14 protein-coding genes are annotated in these 19117 nt (G+C 44.5%); 6 read left to right on the forward strand and 8 right to left on the reverse strand.

The window, feature by feature from the left end:
- Positions 1 to 60: 60 nt before the first annotated feature.
- The gene (locus tag F0145_RS09090; RefSeq protein ID WP_150088092.1) at positions 61 to 1320 is read right to left on the reverse strand and encodes a TlpA family protein disulfide reductase; all 1260 of its coding nucleotides are present in this window, start codon (positions 1318 to 1320) and stop codon (positions 61 to 63) included.
- Between the two features lie 253 nt (positions 1321 to 1573).
- On the opposite strand from F0145_RS09090, the gene rhaM reads away from it, so the two are divergent.
- From rhaM to F0145_RS09110, 5 genes are all read left to right on the forward strand, one after another.
- Positions 1574 to 1885: an L-rhamnose mutarotase gene (gene rhaM, locus F0145_RS09095; protein ID WP_150088093.1), complete on the forward strand. Its 312-nt coding sequence runs from the start codon at positions 1574 to 1576 to the stop codon at positions 1883 to 1885.
- Between the two features lie 65 nt (positions 1886 to 1950).
- Positions 1951 to 2598: a glycosyl hydrolase gene (locus F0145_RS26535; RefSeq protein ID WP_223815913.1), complete on the forward strand. Its 648-nt coding sequence runs from the start codon at positions 1951 to 1953 to the stop codon at positions 2596 to 2598.
- Positions 2599 to 2625: 27 nt separating this feature from the next.
- Positions 2626 to 4788, forward strand: a complete 2163-nt coding sequence (locus F0145_RS09100; RefSeq protein WP_223815914.1) for a glycosyl hydrolase — start codon at positions 2626 to 2628, stop codon at positions 4786 to 4788.
- Between the two features lie 265 nt (positions 4789 to 5053).
- Positions 5054 to 6022: a 2-dehydro-3-deoxygalactonokinase gene (locus F0145_RS09105; RefSeq protein WP_150088094.1), complete on the forward strand. Its 969-nt coding sequence runs from the start codon at positions 5054 to 5056 to the stop codon at positions 6020 to 6022.
- A 5-nt stretch (positions 6023 to 6027) separates the two neighbouring features.
- Positions 6028 to 6678, forward strand: a complete 651-nt coding sequence (locus F0145_RS09110; RefSeq protein ID WP_150088095.1) for a bifunctional 4-hydroxy-2-oxoglutarate aldolase/2-dehydro-3-deoxy-phosphogluconate aldolase — start codon at positions 6028 to 6030, stop codon at positions 6676 to 6678.
- A gap of 26 nt (positions 6679 to 6704) precedes the next feature.
- On the opposite strand, the gene F0145_RS09115 is transcribed toward F0145_RS09110, so the two are convergent.
- Positions 6705 to 7982, reverse strand: a complete 1278-nt coding sequence (locus F0145_RS09115; RefSeq protein WP_150088096.1) for a serpin family protein — start codon at positions 7980 to 7982, stop codon at positions 6705 to 6707.
- A gap of 288 nt (positions 7983 to 8270) precedes the next feature.
- On the opposite strand from F0145_RS09115, the gene F0145_RS09120 reads away from it, so the two are divergent.
- Positions 8271 to 8792, forward strand: coding sequence for a 2'-5' RNA ligase family protein (locus tag F0145_RS09120; protein ID WP_150088097.1), 522 nt, complete (start codon positions 8271 to 8273; stop codon positions 8790 to 8792).
- Between the two features lie 643 nt (positions 8793 to 9435).
- Here F0145_RS09120 and F0145_RS09125 read toward each other — a convergent pair.
- From F0145_RS09125 to F0145_RS09150, 6 genes are all read right to left on the reverse strand, one after another.
- A complete protein-coding gene (locus F0145_RS09125) occupies positions 9436 to 10563 on the reverse strand; it encodes a PepSY-associated TM helix domain-containing protein (protein ID WP_150088098.1) in 1128 nt (375 codons plus the stop codon).
- 41 nt (positions 10564 to 10604) lie between these two features.
- A complete protein-coding gene (locus F0145_RS09130; protein ID WP_150088099.1) occupies positions 10605 to 12944 on the reverse strand; it encodes a TonB-dependent receptor in 2340 nt (779 codons plus the stop codon).
- Positions 12945 to 13052: 108 nt separating this feature from the next.
- Entirely contained in the window at positions 13053 to 14282 is a 1230-nt protein-coding gene (locus F0145_RS09135; protein ID WP_150088100.1) for a sialidase family protein, read from the reverse strand.
- A gap of 48 nt (positions 14283 to 14330) precedes the next feature.
- A complete protein-coding gene (locus F0145_RS09140) occupies positions 14331 to 16625 on the reverse strand; it encodes a TonB-dependent receptor (RefSeq protein WP_150088101.1) in 2295 nt (764 codons plus the stop codon).
- Positions 16626 to 16728: 103 nt separating this feature from the next.
- A complete protein-coding gene (locus F0145_RS09145; RefSeq protein WP_150088102.1) occupies positions 16729 to 17103 on the reverse strand; it encodes a hypothetical protein in 375 nt (124 codons plus the stop codon).
- A gap of 415 nt (positions 17104 to 17518) precedes the next feature.
- Entirely contained in the window at positions 17519 to 19063 is a 1545-nt protein-coding gene (locus F0145_RS09150; protein WP_150088103.1) for an alpha-N-arabinofuranosidase, read from the reverse strand.
- Between the last annotated feature and the right edge of the window lie 54 nt (positions 19064 to 19117).

Below are 19117 nucleotides of genomic sequence, written 5' to 3' on the forward strand. Positions count from 1 at the left end.
TTAATATTTAGTTTGTCGGGGTACTTGTTTACCTAGCTCCTAATATTGATCTCCAATATTTTATAAGTTTTGTTTTAGCTTTTGGGCTACTTCCTGCGGTGTCAGATCCACGGCTACCATGGTGCCCCGGTTATCGAACAAAATATTAAACGGAATATCCCGGATACGGAATCTTCTATATTCGTCCGCATATTTGCCTTTCAACTCTGATACCTGCCGGAAAGTTAGGGCTTCGTCCGCAATGGCCTGCGTCCAGGCGCGGTAATCCTGGTCGAAGGAAACCGCAATTATTTCGAAGCCTTGTTTTTGGTGTTGCTGATAAATTTTCTGGTATTCCGTCATTTGCGAGCGGGATGGCACATTCCAGGAAGCCCAAAAAGTAAGCAACGTATATTTATTCTGGTTGAATATTTTTTTTACATCCAGTTCTTCCTGATCGGGCGTTTTTCCTTTTAAGTAAGTAATGCTGCTGCCCACCCAGTGCTGTTTATATTTGGCCGGTTTGTCGGGCAGGTTAAGTTTGCGGGCTAAAGCTTGCCCGTAGAAAGTAATTTGCTTGCTCAAAGGCAAAGCTTTAAAATAGCGGTAAAAACGGTAATTAGTGGTTTTTTCGTGGTGGTTTTCCAGCATGGCCAGAATAGTCACTTCGGACTGCGGGTGTTGCCGGATAAATAAATCGGCAGCATAAGCCTTGTACAGCGAATATTTATAAGGCACCTGTTGCACCGAATCGGCCCAGGCATTTATTAATTTGGGGTTACCCGAGTCGTAAGTAGACCGGAAAGCCGTGTACGTTTCTTTTTCCTTTTTTAAATAAGCTACCGTTAAGCTATCTTGTAATAAAAGAAATTTGGTTATGTCGGCTTGCACTGGCGAAGAAGAAGTTACGCTGATTTTGTCGAAAGCACCAGTTCGCCCGGCTGGGAGTAAATTGCTTTGGAACCGCTGAAGTTTGCCGGGCGCTAAACCATTTGCATCAGCCGTTAGGTGTATTAATTCGGCGGGCAAATAAACAATAGCTACCATGGGTTTGCCGGTTACTTTATCCTTAATGTGTACCTCGTAAAAGCCGGCCTGCGTGGTACGCCCCTTCAGCGTAAACCGGTTATTTTTAACTGAATCGAGCCGGATAGGGGTTTGTTCCGCAAATTTGTATTGGTTAAAGTCGTAGAGTTGTAGTTTTACCTCACAACCTTCGCAGTTAGCCACCTCGCCGGTAATTTTATAGCTGCGGCCCTTTAAATGCTTTACTTCCTGCTGACACGAAGCAAAGCCCATTAATACCAACACAAGAAGCAGTATATTTCTTTTAATTTTCATTAAATCTGAACCCACCTATTTGTAAAACCATAAAGTAAGAAATATTTGTAAAAAGGCCATCCTAATCTTAAAATGGAATGCTAATATTATATGCTGCTTTAAAAAGTAAAAGTTTTGTATCAACCTTAGCATATTTCGGTTTAAAACTTAATTTTTATATCACAAAATAGGAACGGCCGGTTTTATTTTACAGGATACAACAGGATAAATAAAAATTAATGATTTCATAAATAATACAAAACATACAACTCAGATGCAGCGATTTGCTTTTAAAATGAAATTGAAACCTGGTTTTGAGGCAGAATACCAGAAACGACACAACGAAATCTGGCCCGAACTGGCGCAATTATTAAAAGAAGCCGGCGTAAGCGATTATGCAATATTTCTGGATGAAGAAACTAATACGCTCTTTGCTGTGCAAAAACAAGCCGGTCAATCGTCGCAGGATTTGGGCAGCACCGCCATTGTGCAGAAATGGTGGGCTTACATGGCCGATATCATGGACACCAACCCGGATAATTCGCCGGTAACGGTGCCTTTAAAAGAAGTATTTTATTTACCGTAACTTTCGCGGGTAAGCTTTTCTATTGTTTTGTGCCACCTGGCTTTACTGCTTAATATTTTATTTTGATGATTTCTAATCGTAAAATTTTTCTGGCCCTGGCGCTTTGCGGCTCCTTGTTAACCAACTGCCGTCCGTCGCAAAACAACAGCAATATTACCAATGCCAAACCGGCCGTAGCCGCGAATAATGCCTGGCCCGAAATTAAAAAAGAAAACCGCCCCTGGACCCGCTGGTGGTGGATGGGCAGCGCCGTAGACGAGAAAAATATCAATCGGTTGTTAGGTGAATATGCGCGGGTCGGTTTGGGCGGCGTAGAGATAGCCCCTATTTACGGCGCCATGGGCCACGATAGCCGCTACATTGAGTTTTTATCGCCGCAATGGATGCAAATGCTGGATTTTACGGTTAAGAAAGCCGGCGACCTGGGCATGGGCGTAGACATGACACAAGGCACCGGCTGGCCTTTTGGCGGTCCGCAGGTAAAGCCGGCCTACGCCGCCTCCAAGCTGATTATTCAAAAATATTCCTTAAAAGGTGGCCAATCGTTAGCGGAAAATATTAGCGTAAATGATGCCAAACAGCAAGAACTGGGACCAATATTGCAAGCTGTGATGGCCTACGGCGACAAAGGCGAAATATTAAATATTACCGATAAAGTTAGCGCCGCCGGAAAACTGAACTGGTTGCCCAAAACCGGGAACTGGCAAATTTAAGCAGCTTTCAACGGTAAAACCCGGCAAATGGTGAAAAGAGCGGCACCCGGCGGCGTTGGTTTTACCCTCGACCACCTGAATAAAGACGCGGTTACGGCTTACCTGGAACGCTTTAACCCGGTATTTGGCAACCAGAACCACGGGGTACGGGCCTTTTACAACGATAGCTACGAAGTTTACGGTGCTGACTGGACACCTTCGTTTCTGGAAGAATTCCGGAAGCGCCGGGGCTACGATTTACAGCCTTATTTGCGGGAACTGACGAGTGAAGAGAAAACCGAAAATATTGCCCGCCTGAAAGCGGATTACCGCGAAACCATGAGCGAAATGGTGTTGGAGAATTTTACGCGCACCTGGACGGGTTGGGCGCACCAGCGTAACAGCCTTACTAAAAACCAGGCCCACGGCTCGCCGGGCAATTTATTAGATTTATACGCGGCGGTTGATATTCCGGAAGGTGAAACGTTTGGCTCCAGCTATTTTCCCATTCCGGGTTTGCGCCGCGACAGCGCCGATGTCCGCAACGTAGATCCGGACCCGATTATGTTAAAATTTGCTTCGTCGGGTGGGCATGCTTCCGGTAAAAACCTGGTTTCTTCCGAGACTTTTACCTGGCTGGGCGAACATTTTAAAAATTCGTTTTCGCAGTGCAAACCCGAAGTAGAGCAAGCTTTTCTGGCCGGCGTGAACCATGTTTTTTACCACGGTGTAACGTATTCGCCGGAAGATGTGGCCTGGCCGGGCTGGTTATTTTATGCCTCGCTTAATTTAACGCCGGCCAATAGTTTGTGGCCGCATTTCCGGGGCCTGAACGATTATATTGCCCGTACCCAATCGGTGTTGCAGGCAGGCAAACCCGATAACGAACTGGCTATTTACTGGCCGGTTTACGATTTCTGGAACCAACCCGAAGGCCGCGAACGCCTGATTACAGTACACGCTATTGACGAATGGTTGCATCCCACGCCGTTCTACAAACAAGTTAAAAATTTAATGACTACGGGCTACTCGCTCGATTTTGTTTCGGATAAAATGCTGGCCGCCGCTGAGGTAAAAAATGGAAATATCCAGACCGCCGCTACTGCGCCCACGCATAAAGTTTTGCTGGTACCGCAGGCCAAATACATGCCGGTAAGTACCTTCGAAAATATACTCAAACTAGCTAAAGCCGGCGCTACCATAGTAATAGAACAAATGCCCGAAGATGTGCCGGGCCTGCACGATTTAACTAACCGGAGACAAAAGTTAAAAGCATTAATCAATTCGCTGGCGTTTACAAACGCGGGTAACGGCCTGCAAACGTTTAAAACTGGTTCCGGACAAATTTTGCTCACGAAAAATATACCTAAAGCCCTGGAAACAGTTGGCGTAAACCGCGAAGCTTTAACCGATGCTGGCCTAAAATTTATCCGGCGCGAAATTCCGGAAGGCAAATATTACTACCTGGTAAACCACACGGCCAAACCCATTGATACAACCATTCCTTTAAATTCCGAAGCCCCATCGGTAGTAATACTAGACCCGCAGAGTGGCCGGGCCGGCTTAGCAATAGCTAACAAAGTTCAAAATAAAACCAACGTTCGGGTGCAATTGCAATCCGGGGAAGCTTTAATATTAAAAGCTACGACTACGCCCGCTAATAACATAACGGCCTGGCAATATTTAGATAATCCTAAGCAAGTGCAGGAAATAAAAGGCGAGTGGGCGCTGCATTTTACGCAAGGCGGCCCGGATTTACTTGCCGACCAAAGACTAAAGCAACTCGTATCCTGGACCGCCCTGCCGGATAAAAAAGCCGAAGCATTTTCTGGCACCGGTGCATATACCATTACCTTTAATTTGCCCAATAAAAACGCCGGCGAGTACCTGCTGGATTTAGGTAAAGTAAACGAGAGTGCACGGGTTTGGCTGAATGAACAGGAAGTTGGTATTTTGTGGAGTATTCCGTTCCGGGCCCGGGTAGGGCAATATTTAAAGCCCGGTAAAAATACCTTAAAAGTTGAAGTAGCTAATTTAATGGCCAACCGCATCCGGTACATGGACCAGCAAAAAATAGAATGGCGGCGTTACCACGAAATAAACTTTGTAAATATTAATTACAAACCATTTGATGCTTCGGTCTGGAAACCCATGCCATCCGGGTTATTGGGGCCAGTAACGTTAACCGGTTACAGCAAGCAAAAGCAGTAAGGATGAAAGAGAGATAAAGAAGAGTTATGAACTCCAAGATTTATCTTTAATTATTCCCAGATATACGCTTGTTTTTCAGTAGGGGCTCCTACCCAGGTCTGTGCCCTCACAGACCTGAAGGATTGCTGGTGTTAATGGCTTTCTTTCGGTTTGTGGGGGCACAAACCGAGGATTGGCCCTATCTAAATTGAAACTTAGGTAATAAATCAATTATTGACATGCAGCTTACAGATTCTTACGTATTTTTAGCTTCAAAATTTGATTAATGGAATATTTCCTGAGTTGTGACTGGGGTACTTCGGCTTTCCGGTTGCGGTTGGTTTCGGTACCCGAATTAAAAGTAATAACAGAAGTAGTTTCGGAGAAAGGAATAGCCGCGACTTACCAAAGCTGGCGCGAAGCCCAAAAACCAGATCGGGTAATATTTTATCTCGGCATTATCCTGGAACATATTCAACAGCTCGAAAAAAAAATAAGCTTGCATTTAACGCAGGTGCCGGTTGTAATTTCCGGAATGGCCTCTTCTACAATTGGTATGCTGGAGTTGCCGTACCAGGAACTGCCTTTTGGCTTGGATGGGGCCGGCTTGCAAACGCAATATTTAAAAGCAACGCCGGATTTTCCGCATCAGGGAGTATTGGTTTCGGGCGTAAAAAGCGCCCACGATGTAATGCGGGGCGAAGAAACCCAGTTACTTGGATTACTTACCGAAGATCCAGCAATAGGGCAGGAGCAGGTTTTTATTTTTCCGGGTACGCACTCCAAACACATTTGGGTAAACAACAACAGCGTTACCGGTTTTAAAACTTACATGACCGGGGAAATTTTTGGTTTACTAGCGCAAAAAAGTATTTTGAGTGCCACTGTTGCCCCCGCTGAAAACCCGGAAGAACCAGCCCTGGCGATTGCCTTTAAACAAGGGGTAACAGATGCCGTGGGCACTAATTTGCTGCACGCAGCTTTCCGGGTCCGGACGAATAATTTATTTGGTAAATTAAACCCCCAGCAAAATTTTAGCTATTTAAGTGGGTTAGTAATTGGCACCGAGTTGCAGGATTTAGTAAATAGCAATGGCCAGCTTTATTTAGTAGCCGGCCACGCCTTACAAAAATATTATAGCTTAGCGCTGCAGGCGCTAGGGCTTACGGAGCAAATGCAGACTTTTCCGGCCCAATGGGTAGACGAAGCCGTGGTGCGGGGGCAATTTAAAATATACCAACGTTTAACAGACTAGTAATTATGAGCCAGCATTTTTCCCAGGAAAGATTTAATAAAGTACCGGTAGTAGGCATTATGCGGAATATGCCGCCGGAGCATACCGAGGCTCTGGCCGCGTGTTACGCTACCGCCGGCTTAACTACTTTAGAAATAACCATGAACTCGGCGGGCGCACCCGATACAATTGCCTGGCTCGTAAAAAATTATGGCGACCGCCTGAATATTGGGGCTGGTACCGTATGCGACCAAACTGATTTGGAAAAAGCATTAACCGCCGGTGCCCAATTTATTGTAACGCCCATTCTGGACGAAGAAGTAATCCGGGCCTGCGTAGCCGCCAATATTCCGGTTTTTCCGGGCGCTTTTACGCCCACCGAAATATACAAAGCCTGGAAGCTGGGGGCCACTATGGTTAAAGTTTTTCCGGCCACTAAACTAGGCCCCGAGTTTATAAAAGAATTATTGGCGCCGCTGCCTTACCTGAAATTACTGCCTACAGGAGGCCTTAACCTGCAAAACTTCCGGGAATATTTTAAAGCCGGTGCGCAAGGCGTAGGTATCGGGAGCGGGTTGTTTCCGGCTGAGTTAATAAATAATAACCGCTGGGACGATTTAAAGCAACTTTACGAGCAGATTGTACAGGAAGTATCGGCGTGTGTTGTGCCCGCTTAAAAGCAAATATTCCCCTAACTCCAAAATCAGGGACTCATTAACTGGCCCATGAAAATAATGGCGTTGGTAGATTTCTCGCGGATTAGGAAAATAAACGGCCGGTCAATCATGATGGTAGGCGGGGCCGAAGTTGGTACAGTAATAGCGGTTGTGACGGCGGCGGCTTCGGTGCCTTCTTCATTTACCACCACAAAAGTTTTTTGCGCTAGCTCACTAAGCTTGGAGCCCTGGCCTCCGGTTAACATGCGGCTAAAATTGGCTTTATCCGAGAAAGCTTCGCCCATTCCTAATTGCGTTAAGGCATCGTTCAGCTTATTCCCGTATTCAATCTTAAACCTTGGCATGCGCAGCACCATGCGGGTCGTGTCAGATTTGTTCAACCAGTCGTTTAGCTGGGTGTTGCTCAGGGTTTGGCTCAGGTTAGTAATCGTAACCAGATCGTTCGGCATTACCAAAGTCATGCTAAATTGCGTGTTGCCGTACGGAATATCAAGCACGGTTTTATCGGTATCGTGGTAGTAAAGAAATTTGCCGCCGTACCTAATCATAAAATCGGCTAGCATCGTACTGCCATCTGCTTTGCGGAAATTGCCTTTCCGGGTTCCGTGGGTTTCGAAAGGATACGTCCAGGTGGCTTTAAAGTAAATAGCATTTATCAGCAGCATAACGGCATCTTCCGGAATATTTGTAACTACTTTATCTATTTTGCCCTGGGTTTTTTCCTTCGCCCAGTTGTTCATCGTATTTTTAGTTTCCGGCGCATTAAAATCCATAGCCTGCACGGTAGCGCCAAAATAATTTTTGTTTAGTTGTACAAAGTCGGGCTGTAATTGCCAGATTTGGTCGTACCAAAGGGCGTTAACCGAAGTAAAGGTTACAGTCTTGTCCTGGGTATCTAAAGTAGCCTGTAGTTCCTTAAATAATTGGTTAATTTCCGCATCGGTTTGCTGGCCAAAGTCCAGGGTCTTGCGCATGGCTTCTTTAGTAGTGCCATCGGCGCCATTAAAAACCATGGTAAGTACCGAAGAAAGGCCTAACGGTGAAATAAACAGATTCTGGTCTGGTTGCTTATTACGAAGCGCCGCAAAAAGCCGGAAAGTAAAATTATTGGCACCCGTTACGAAAGAACTTTCCTGAATGGGCGGGCGCGGTTTTTTAGGTGGTTCTTCTGGTTGCGGCGTGGGATTTTCGGTTTTATCCGGCGGATTTTCTGTTTTCGGATTTATTGTTTCCTGCTGACACGAAATTAAAAGAATGGCGCCGGTTAGAGCCGCTATAATTGTTTTAGAGAAGTTTATTTTCATGAAGATACAGGTTAATTCTAAAAGGCTAAGCGTACTCTTTTCTCCCGGAGGAGATTTCTCCCAAAGGAGCTTACTCAAACCCTAAAAATCTGATGGCAACTAATTTTACCGGTAACCTATTTTTACACCTAAAAGCAGGTGAAAAGTCTGGATTTAGTTTAACCCATAAACTTTATTTATTTTGAAATATTGATGTGATTATAACAACTGAAAATATAACAATTAAGATACAAAATATAATATTAATTTTTGCATTATCCTAATCCGGTCAGGTTCGTAAAAACAGCCATGCCCGCACCACCGCCTTTAATTTTAACGCTGCAGTTAGATGAACCGGCTTTTGCCTTTTTTAATGCCTTACGTAAAAAGCATTTTCCTGCCAATATTAATTACCTGGATGCTCATTTAACTTTGTTTCATCATTTGCCCAATAATAGTGCAATACCCGAACTGCTGGAAAAGGTAGCCAGGGAGCAAAATATTATGCCGCTAGAAATTACAGCAGTAATTAAGTTAGGCCGGGGGGTGGCGTATAAAATAGAAAGTGAAGTTTTAAAGCAACTACAGGAATATTTAAAAAAACAATGGCAACCCTGGCTAACTCCCCAGGACCAGCAAGGCTTTCGGCCCCATATAACCGTGCAAAATAAAGTAGCAGTAGAAACGGCCAGGACTTTGTACGAACAACTATCCGCCAACTTTCAGCCTTTTACAGCCGCAGGCACGGGGCTTAGTTTATGGGAATACCACGGTGGCCCCTGGCAGAAGGTGCGGGATTATGATTTCCGGCCTAGTACTCCGCCAAATTAAAAATTATGAATTATGAATTATCATCAACTCGACCAATATTGTCTTATTTAATGGATAAGTTTTATAAATATTAATCTGGAGAAGCACTAGTTAGCTAATGCCGCTCTAAACCCAATTCAGAAAATAGGAATTAAAAATATTGCTCCAGGCACCCCAGGTTGTTTTAGTGGCTGCGTGCGTAGCTAAAAATTAAGGCTGCTGCGTGCCTGTGCCGCAACAAACTAAAAAATATATGATCCCAACATGACCCAGCAGAACAATTCCTTATTCCTGGCTGGCTACCTTTAATATTGCCACTGTAGCTTTATTATTTTTACCATTATAATACCAAATAGTATCAGCTATCTTGCATAGATTTGCTCTCTGTCATTTTGAAAAAATCTATTGTTTAGATGTTCTTACAGGCAACTAGCGTTAAAAGGTATATTGCCTACTTGATTTTCTAACCAAAAGGTCCTTCCATGATGACAAAAATAAAGGTGCGTTTTATGGAAGGTAATATTTACTATTTGGTATAATTTGCCGAAAAAGCCTAGTGCACATAACTGCCATCCTGAACAAAAAAGAAGCTTCGGGAAATAAATTAAAAATACTAATCTAAGGGCTTACAGACGTAAAAAGGTAAAATATTAGGTACTAAAAATTATTTAGTACTTACCAATCTGCGCGAGCCAGGTCGGAGGCTCTGTTGGGGTTTAAAACCTTCTTTAAAATTTTTTATTCTCCACTTCCAGAGCAGGAACCCAGTTATAGATAGCAGGGGCGCACTAATGCCAATAAAACAAAATAATAACTTAATTAGCCAGTTACCAAATTCAAGGAAATGGATGGAATGCGAAATGCTGTCAAGTTTAGTTTTGGTTTCGGCAGCAGGGTTTAATTTAAGGTTTAGTATTGCGCCAGTTTTTGCATCAAAAGTAGCAGCATTGTAAAATTGGCTGTAGTAAAAAGGTTGCCCGCTTACAAAGCCATTAATGGTTAAGGGTTGGTTTTCGGCTTTGGGGAAGCGCATGTAGGTAGGCCGGAAATCCGGATGCTGCGTTTTTAATTTTATTAACGCCTGATCGATGGAAATAGCAATGGGCGGACTGGCCGCGGATTTGGCCGGAGTACTAGCCGCTATAAAGCCGTTCGCCATAATGCCGTAGCTGATCCACGCGCCTGTTAGCACCATTAATAAATTCAGGAGCAGGGCCCAAACGCCTACAAACCGGTGCAGGGAAGAAGCAAAAGACCGCTTGGTTTTGGTGCTGAATCCTACCCGGAACAGCAGCATTTTTAAAATTACTTTCCGGTAGGTAATTACCCCGGTAACAAGCGAAATCAGGAAAATTAAGCCCGTTATAAAAACCATTATTTTACCCGGTAAGTTGGCGTGGAAAGAATAATGTAGGGTTAGCAACCAAGTGGTTATGGTTTTATGCGAATCTAATGTGGCTAAGATTTGGCCATTAGCCGGATGCGTAAATACCATTAAACGCTCTTGGGGCCGGCGTAAACTAAATATTAAAGTTTCCTGCGGATTATCTGAGAATCGCTGCAGCCGAATTTCCCAGTTCTTATATTGGCTGGTGATGGTGCGATAAGCTTTGTCGATATTTACCGGAGCCTGGTTGTTTACCTCCCAATATTTATGGTGTTCCCAAGCTTCTAGTTCGTGGTTAAAAACCAGCACCGCGCCCGTAAGTCCCATTACAAAAATAAACAGGCCGGCCACCAAGCCGCACCACTTATGTATTTTGTAAACTTTTTTACCGATGGGGTTACGCATACATTTAAAGCCACTACCTAGCGGCAGCGACTATTTTGTAATTATAAATTAACAGTTACACTTAAATTGTACCGGATGCCATTGCCGCGGGTATATTCCATGTCGCGGCCATAAAACTGCGCCACCGGATTGTAGTAGCGGGTGTTAAATAAATTCTCAATACCCAGGTTCAGGCGGGTAGTTTGGTTTAAGCGGTAAGCCGAACTCAGGTTAAATAAATTGAAGCCGGTTATTTTGCCTTCGCCGTAAGCGTACCGTCCATTAGCTCCAGGGTTAAACCGGTCGCGGGCGCCTGAGAAAATATAATCTACCCTTAAATCTAATGCTTTTATGGGGGTTAGTTTAATATACGAGGTTACTTTGGGCGGCGCAATGCGGGTAGAATTTAAATATTTGTCTTCTCCGTCCTGCGTATCGCCATCGTTGTTGCCATCGGTTTTGCCTTCTACAAAGGCGTAGCTACCACCCACCGATAAAAACGACAGCGCGTTGTAATTTAAAGCCAGTTCATAACCCTGTATGCGTTCGGGCAAGCGTTGCGTTACAAATATACCGTTTTGCTCTACCAGATTAGCGCCCAGCCGCGAGGTGCTTAGGTAGTAAACCGCTTCGAAATTAAGCTTTTGTATATCGGTATTAAAGCCGGCTTCGTAGTTGTTTACAATAACCGGTTTCAGGTTTAATTGCTGAATGGTATTTTCATTAGCTGATCTTAAAATACGGCCCAGTTCAAAAATAGAAAACCCTTGCGAGTAGCTTACATAAGGTTTAAAAAAGTTATATTTAATGTAGCGCAAACCGGAGTTGAACGTTAGGGCATTGTAATTCAGTTTGCCACCTTTTACCGCAAGCGAGCCGGCATTATTTGGGCCAGTGGCTAAGGTTTGGTAGTCGTCTACATCAATCGAAATATTTTCGTAACGTACGCCGCCTTTAAAAACCAGATTGTTGAACAATGTAGTATTAAGCTGTGCATAAGGCGCCTGGTTTTGCATATTCATTTCGGGCGCCCACACGCGGCCATCTACCAGTGGTTGAGCCGTAATATCATTTAAAATATCAACCCCGTAGGTAATAGTAGCATCTAAGTTGGGCAAGGTAAAGGGAGTAATAAAATTAGCGCGTAAGCCTTTTTTATCTGATTCTATAACGGATTGGCCGCCGCCGTAAAAAAAGCTGTCGAAGCCGTAAATGGTTTTAAATTTCTGGAAATAAGCATTGGCCTCCAGGTCGGTTTTACCGAAAATACCTTTAGCGGTGTAGACTAGTCGGCCGTTGTGGTTGTAGCGGGTGCCCTGTTCTTCGCCCAACACTTCGCCTTTTACCCCAATAGTGGGCGTTTCGCCGTATTTACCAACCTGGGCTACATAATCGGAGTTTTGGCGAGAACCAAAATAATTATACATTATTTCTAGCCGATGATCCGGGTTAATGTTGTAGCCTACTTTGGCAAAGCCATTATAGGTTTTTGTTTCGCCCAGGCCATAATAAGGCGAGATAACTTCGCCGGCCGCATCTTTAAACACGCCGGTTTGGTCGTACAAACCCGAAACTACGTAATCTACTTTATTTACCTGTCCGTAGAACTGCTGCGAAAACCTACCCCCTAATGAATTTTTTATTCCCACCAGATTGCCCGTACTGCCCAGGGTAGTAGTAGAATTAAACTTTTTACCGGTTTCGGGCCGCTTGGTAATGTAATTAATCAAACCACCATCGGCGCCGTTGCCAAAAATAGAGGTAGAGCCTTTTATTACTTCAATGCGGTCTATTACTGCGGGATCAATGCTCCGGATGTCGCGGCTACCGGCCCGCAGTGGCGTAGATTGCGGAATGCCATCTATTAAAACCAGCAGATTGCGGCCTCTTAAAGTCTGACCCACGTTGGAGGTGGTGTTGTTCGCAAAGCCCAAGCCCGGCACCGACCAAGTTAGCATATTGCTTAGATTGGGATTAATACTGGCTTGCGTCTGAATTTCGCGGGAGTTCAGAATGGTAACTGATACCGGCGTTTCGCCCAGCGTTTCTTTCGCCCGGCTCGACGAAATAATTACTTCGTTTAACTGACTGTAACCGGGTTTTAAATTAAAAATTTGGGAGATGCTGGCATTGTTGCTAACCGTTACCTGAGCGGTAGCAGTTTCGTAACCTACCGCATTTACCTGCAAGGTATAAGTGCCATCTTGCAGGTTAAAAATATTGTAATCGCCGTTTTTAGCAACCGGTACTACTACCAATGAATTTAAAATTCTGACCACACTACCTTGCAGGGGAGCGCCCTTTTCGTCGAAAACCTGACCACTGATAATATTGCTCTGCTGGGCGAATACAGCAGAACTGAACCAGAAAAAAGAAATGGTGGCAAGTAGTAAACCTTTCATTATTTAGAATATTTGTAAATAAGCACAAAGCTACAAGCCAAAACTTACTTATCAAGAATAATTCTAAATAATTTCGATCTATAAAATATAAATCCGCAGAAGGTTATTTTAAAGGGTTATCAGCTTATACCATACTTGGCTGTTTGGGGTGGTTTTATCTGTATAGGCCACTATTATTGCTGATTCCGCTACCTTTAAAATAACCGGGTGCGTAGCCGAAATGCTGTCGGGGGTAAGGTGGGTATTGCGGATTATTTGGCCTTTGCCGTCGCGGATTTGTAGACCTATGCGGTTATTCAGGTTATTTGGTTGCTGGGTTTGCTCATCCCAAACAATGGCTAACTGCTCTTGGTTGAAGGTGCAAATTTGGGGGTGTTTGGCCGAGGGTACATTGCTTACAATTTCGCGTTGCGAGAAGCCTTGTTTATCGGGTTTGCGGCAGTAATAAACGCCGCTGCCACCGCCCATGGTATACCAAACAAAATGCAGGTTGTTGTTGGTAGCCGTCATGGCCGGGCCAGAATGGGGGCATCCGTCAATTGCCCAATTATCGGCGCTAATGCGCTCCGGTTCCGAAAAGCTTTTGCCGTTGTCCGGCGAAACCAGGTGCATCATGTCGCGCACGGTGCCGTTAATGATACCCCGGTAAACCGCGTGTAAATTGCCGGTTGCATCTACAAATAATTTGGTGCGGCAGCACTGGCAGAGCTGTTGGTCTATTACCTTTTCGTGCTTAAAGCCGGCGCGGCCTTGTGTGCTGGCGTAATACAGCGAGGAACCTTCGGCGGGCGTTTCTTTACGCGAGTCCAGCCAAATAACTGCTACTTCGCCGTTCGGCAATAAAGTCATATCAAAATAACGTTCGTCTATGCTGGCAGCGGCATCTTCAGCAATTTGTTTAGCCGCAGTCCAGGTTTTGCCACCATCAAACGATTGCGTATATTTTACCAAGCCGGCGTAATTATTCTCGGGGTTCGGGTTGTTCACGGCAAACATCGCAATGATGTCGCCGTTTTCCCGGAAAAGTATTTTCGATAAATTTTCGTCGTGCGGGTGTACGCCTTGGGTAGTAGCAATAAATTTAGGATTGCCAAAGGTTTGGCCACCATCCAATGACACTGCATACGCCATTAAAAAATTACCTGCTGTATCCTGGGCCTGCACCCAGCAAAGCACCGGGCGGCCTTGGTGGTCTTGGGTAAGGTACGGGCAGGAGCTTTTTAAATTTGGGCTGGAAATTCTTACTGCTACCGGCGCTGCTTGTTTAAGTGGGCGTTGGCAACTATTAAAGATAAGACCGATAAAAGTTATGTATAAAAGGGTTCGTAAATATTGCATGTTGCTTGAATTACTAAAAACGAAATCGGATTTCTTAAATAAGGGAAATTATTCAGGAGCTTTGGCCGAAAAATTATAAGCCAGGCCTACGTTAAAAGTGCGGGGTATGCCTTGCCGGTAACTTTTGCCGTAAGCAAATTTATCTACGGTGGTGGCATACAACTTATCGGTCAGGTTTAAGGCATTCACCCATACTTCAAAGCCTTTTAGGGTGTAGCCGGTCCGGAAATTAAATAAATCGTATCCTTCGTAATATTCAGAATTGGCGGCATCCATGTAATATTTGCCCAGGTGCTGCCACTCCAGGCCCAGGCGCAAGCCCGGCAAAAAAGCTGGTTTGTAAGTAACTTCCGAATTAGAAATAAACCGGGGCGCGGTAGCCATTTCGTTTTGATTATAATTCGTGCCTCTTTCTATGTAGTCGGTAAATACGTGGCGGGCATTGGTACCGCTAACCCGCAGGTTAAGGCTTTTATGGGGCGCATATTTTAAGGTGTATTCTACGCCCTGGTGTTTGGTTTTGCCGGCATTCTGGTTTTGGTAAGAGCCATCGGGCAGGCGCACCGAAATAATTTCGTTTACCCCGTTGAGTTGGTAAATACTCACATCTAAATAGCCTTTGCTTTGGTTAAAGCTGAGCCAGCCGCCGGCTTCGTAATTGGCGTAAGTAGTTGGTTTAAGCGTGGGTACTTTTACGCCGCGGTACAAATCTGTGATTTGCGGTGGCGCAAAACCCACGCTGTAATTGGCATATGTGCCCAACTGGCTGTTGAGGCTATAAGTGGCGCCTAGCTTCGGCGATAAACTGGTAAAGTTATTTTGCTCGTCTGGTGCGCCGGTAAAGGCATTGGGTGTAATATGATTATCGAAATTATAATCTAGGCGGTCGTAACGCAAGGCTGCTACTAATTTGGCTTTGGGCAGGGGCGATATTTCTAACTGGCCGTAAGCTGCCGTGTTTAGTAAATTTACCGCATAATTGGTGAGTAACGAATCGGTAGGCGTATAGCCGGTATAAACGCCGGCCTGGTTCCGGTCTATGTTTATATAATGGGCCTCGTAAGTGGCCGGACTTTGGTCTAGGCTAAGGCCGCCAATTAATCGGGCATCCAGAAAGTGAAAATTTTTTTTATGCTGCGCAATCAATCCGTAGCTTTTAAAAGCATCGGTATTTATTTCGCCGGCCGCTTTTAAAGGGTTCTGGGCAATATTCCGGATAGCGTAAAAAGGATTTTGTTTAATGGCATTGCGCCGGAAAAATACATTTAAGGTGGTGTTATTAGCAGCATTCCACTGGTGCTCCAGCGTACTCCTAATTCGCAGCGCATTTACTTTACGGTAGGTAAACGTTTGCAGACTTTCGTATTTTTTACCGTAAAATTTAGTGCTGTCCAGGCCGCCGGTCTGGTCGGTGTGGTAATCTATTAAGCTGGCGGTGGTAATAAATTTACTTTTACTATTAATAGCGTAATCGCCGCGCAAGGTAAAGGCCAGTTTATTGTAATCGCTGTGGCTGATAATCCCGTCGCGCTGCGTGGCATAGTAGCCCCCGGCATACAGGCCTAATTTGCCAAACGTATTCGAAACCGCAAAATCGGTTCGTTTATAGCCTTGGTTGCTGGTTTCGGCTTGTAGCTTGGCGGTTAATATTTGCGAAGGCGGCTGCGTTATAAAATTTATAGCGCCGCCAATGGCTTCGCTGCCGTAAAGCGACGATGATGGGCCCCGGATTATTTCCATGGTTTTTAAAGCGGCCATGTTAATCTCGATTAAGGCGTTGTGGTTAAAATCGCCGGTAGTTCTAATCGGAATGCCATCTTCGAGGTACAGAAAAAGGCTGCGGTAACCAATGGGTTGCCGAATAGCCATGGTGTGCTGCTCGTTGCCCAGGTTAACCATATACACCCCGCTTACTTTATTTAATACCTGGTCCAGGGTTACGGCTTTGGTTTCGGTGAGTACCTGTTTGGTAATGGTGCTTATGGCAATGGGGGCTTCGGTGCGGGCTTGCCCCTCGCGGCTCGCCGATACAATTACCTGATTTAACGCACTGGATTGCGGATAAAGCTGAATTAAAAGCTGTTTTTGCCCAATAGGAATTTTTCGGTTGCGATAGCCAACAAAAGAAATGCTAATAGAATCAGTTGGCGAATTGGCGGTTAAGACAAAGCTACCATCGGCGTTGGAGTTAGTACCAGTAGTTGTATTTATTAGCCGTAAATTTACGCCTGGCAAGGCTTCTTTGGTGAAGGCATCTATAACTTTACCTTTTACCGGCACCTGGGCACACGTTACGGAGCAGCATAGCAGCCCGCTGAAAATGCCCATGAATATTTTTTTCATGAAAATTAGATTACAGTTAAATAATTTACCAGACAGCCGGCTTTAAGCTTAAGCCAGACTACCTTCAAAACACCTTAATATTCAGGGTTTAGGCGTTAAAAAATTAGCTTAACTGTAATAGGGGTGGGTGAAATATTACCGATAAATAACCAGCCGTTTGCCCAACCGCATAGTCTGCAAAAAAAGATTTACCTGGTGTAATGGAGGTAAAGTTGCAGGTAAAACCAGGTTGTAGAAATAGAGGAAAATCAATTTTTAAAGTAGGCTGGGTAGATTTACTTTCAGGTTCCGCTGCTTTTTTTAAGTTCTTTTGCAGGTAACAGTGGCCTTCGCAATGTAATTCGGGCTTGCTTTTGTTAATGCAAAGATAGGTCGCAATAAAATCTTTATTTAGCTGGTAATCGAACACAATAAATACCCTGCTGAGGATTTGCATCAGCATGACAAACAGCAATATTATAGCGACGCTACTTTTCAATCCGAAATGGTTTTGCCAAAGGTAAGTATAGCTGAAGTTTAAAGTATATAATTTTACTTATAAATATTTTAAAATTTTCTGAATATTCAAAGAATTAATATTCTATAATATATTAAAATTTAACTTTATAATAGATGCAGCTAATTTCTGGTTGAGTAATTACCGAACACCTGAATATTTAAAGAATAAAGCCGCTGTCTACGCTTAGTTAGAGCTGCTTTAATACATGAGGAATATTTACGATGGCCTTTATTACTTAACCGATTTTACTTCTTCTGAGGTCATCTACAAAGTTTTCATTAGCCTGTAAAAAAGCAAAATTAAAACCTTTGGTTTGGGGTAAATAAAAAGCCTCCCCAAATTTATATCCGGAGAGGCTTTTACTTGTTTAATCAGGCTTAACTACTTTTAAATATTACGATTTCAGTTCCAGTACTACCACTGAGAACGGCGGTAATTTTACTTTAAGCGAGTTGCCTTTCAGGTTTGCGCCTTTAAAAGTAGCTGGTTTTATTTTATTTGGGTTAGCGAAGGTGTTATGGTCCTGCAGGGTTTTAGAAGATAAAATTCGGCCCGAAACCGATTTGAATTTAGCGTCTTTAATATCCAGGGTTACTTCCTGGTCTTTTTTTGCATCAATATTTACCAACGATACGTGTACCAGCCCGTTTTTGTCGCGGGAAGCGGAGGCCGAAACCGCCGGCAGTTTGTTATTGCCGACGCTGTAATCGTTGCTTTTTAAGGTTAAAGGCAGCAAAGAGGCATCCTGGTGCACGTTGTACATTTCCATTACGTGGTAAGTTGGCGTCAAAAGCATTTTTTCGTCTTCGGTTAAAATAACGGCTTGCAGCACGTTTACGGCCTGGGCCAGGTTTGCCATCCGCACGCGGTCGCAGTATTTATGGAAAATATTAAGGGTAGTGCCGGCGATCATGGCATCGCGCATGGTATTTTGCTGGTACAGGAAGCCGGGGTTGGTACCTGGTTCTACTTCGTACCAGCCACCCCATTCGTCCACTATCAGGGCTACTTTTTTCTGCGGGTCGTACTTGTCCATAATGGCGGTATGCTTCTGAATTAATTCATCCATAAACAAAGCGCGCTGCATGGTGGTAAAATATTGCTGCTCGTTAAAAGTAGTAGAAGGGCCTTTTTTATCCCAATCAATTACCGAATAATGGTGTAGGGCTACGCCTTCTATTAAGCTTTTAGGAATATTTTTCATCAGCACCTCAGTCCAGTTATAATCGGCGGAGTTGGCGCCGGAAGCAATCCGGAAAAGCCCGCCGGAGTTATTCCAGTCCGATACAAAAGTGGCGTATTTGCGGTATTCGTTGGCATAATAATCAGCGGTCATGTTGCCGCCGCAGCCCCAGGCTTCGTTGCCAATGCCCCAATATTTAACTTTCCAGGGCTCCTGCCGGCCGTGCTGCCGCCGCAGTTTAGACATAGGGCCTTCGCCGCTAAAGTTTACGTATTGTACCCAGTCGGCCAGTTCCTGCACCGCGCCGCTGCCCATATTACCGGCCAGGTACGGCTCGGTGCCCAGCAGTTCGCACATGTTCAAAAAATCGTGGGTACCAAAGCTATTGTTTTCGGTTACGCCGCCCCACCAGCTATTTACAATGGTTGGCCGCTGATCTTTGGGGCCAATGCCATCTTTCCAATGGTACGTATCGGCAAAGCAACCGCCCGGCCAGCGCAGGTTCGGTATTTTTAATTTTTTAAGGGCATCTACCACGTCGTTGCGTATGCCGCGGGTGTTGGGTATTTTGTTGTTGTTTTCGCCTACGTAAAAGCCGCCGTAAATACAACGGCCCAAGTGCTCGGCAAAATGCCCGTAAATGTGACGGTTAATGGTTTTGTCGGGGCTGGTTTGTACCGATAGTTCGCCGGAGTTTTGGGCAAACGAGGTAAAACTACAAACCAGGAAAAAGGAAAGTAAAAGTTTTATTTTCATGGGGGTGGTTGGGTTGGTAATAATTATAGTACAGTTTTTCTGGTAAATGGATGC

The organism is Adhaeribacter rhizoryzae (assembly GCF_008629685.1).
In the GTDB taxonomy this organism is placed as follows: Bacteria; Bacteroidota; Bacteroidia; order Cytophagales; family Hymenobacteraceae; genus Adhaeribacter; species Adhaeribacter rhizoryzae.

Bases quoted from the DNA above. Each gene is read 5' to 3' on its own strand.
- F0145_RS09090 (WP_150088092.1), bottom strand. From the start codon at position 1,320: ATGAAAATTAAAAGAAATATACTGCTTCTTGTGTTGGTATTAATGGGC.
- rhaM (WP_150088093.1), top strand. From the start codon at position 1,574: ATGCAGCGATTTGCTTTTAAAATGAAATTGAAACCTGGTTTTGAGGCA.
- F0145_RS26535 (WP_223815913.1), top strand. From the start codon at position 1,951: ATGATTTCTAATCGTAAAATTTTTCTGGCCCTGGCGCTTTGCGGCTCC.
- F0145_RS09100 (WP_223815914.1), top strand. From the start codon at position 2,626: ATGGTGAAAAGAGCGGCACCCGGCGGCGTTGGTTTTACCCTCGACCAC.
- F0145_RS09105 (WP_150088094.1), top strand. From the start codon at position 5,054: ATGGAATATTTCCTGAGTTGTGACTGGGGTACTTCGGCTTTCCGGTTG.
- F0145_RS09110 (WP_150088095.1), top strand. From the start codon at position 6,028: ATGAGCCAGCATTTTTCCCAGGAAAGATTTAATAAAGTACCGGTAGTA.
- F0145_RS09115 (WP_150088096.1), bottom strand. From the start codon at position 7,982: ATGAAAATAAACTTCTCTAAAACAATTATAGCGGCTCTAACCGGCGCC.
- F0145_RS09120 (WP_150088097.1), top strand. From the start codon at position 8,271: ATGCCCGCACCACCGCCTTTAATTTTAACGCTGCAGTTAGATGAACCG.
- F0145_RS09125 (WP_150088098.1), bottom strand. From the start codon at position 10,563: ATGCGTAACCCCATCGGTAAAAAAGTTTACAAAATACATAAGTGGTGC.
- F0145_RS09130 (WP_150088099.1), bottom strand. From the start codon at position 12,944: ATGAAAGGTTTACTACTTGCCACCATTTCTTTTTTCTGGTTCAGTTCT.
- F0145_RS09135 (WP_150088100.1), bottom strand. From the start codon at position 14,282: ATGCAATATTTACGAACCCTTTTATACATAACTTTTATCGGTCTTATC.
- F0145_RS09140 (WP_150088101.1), bottom strand. From the start codon at position 16,625: ATGAAAAAAATATTCATGGGCATTTTCAGCGGGCTGCTATGCTGCTCC.
- F0145_RS09150 (WP_150088103.1), bottom strand. From the start codon at position 19,063: ATGAAAATAAAACTTTTACTTTCCTTTTTCCTGGTTTGTAGTTTTACC.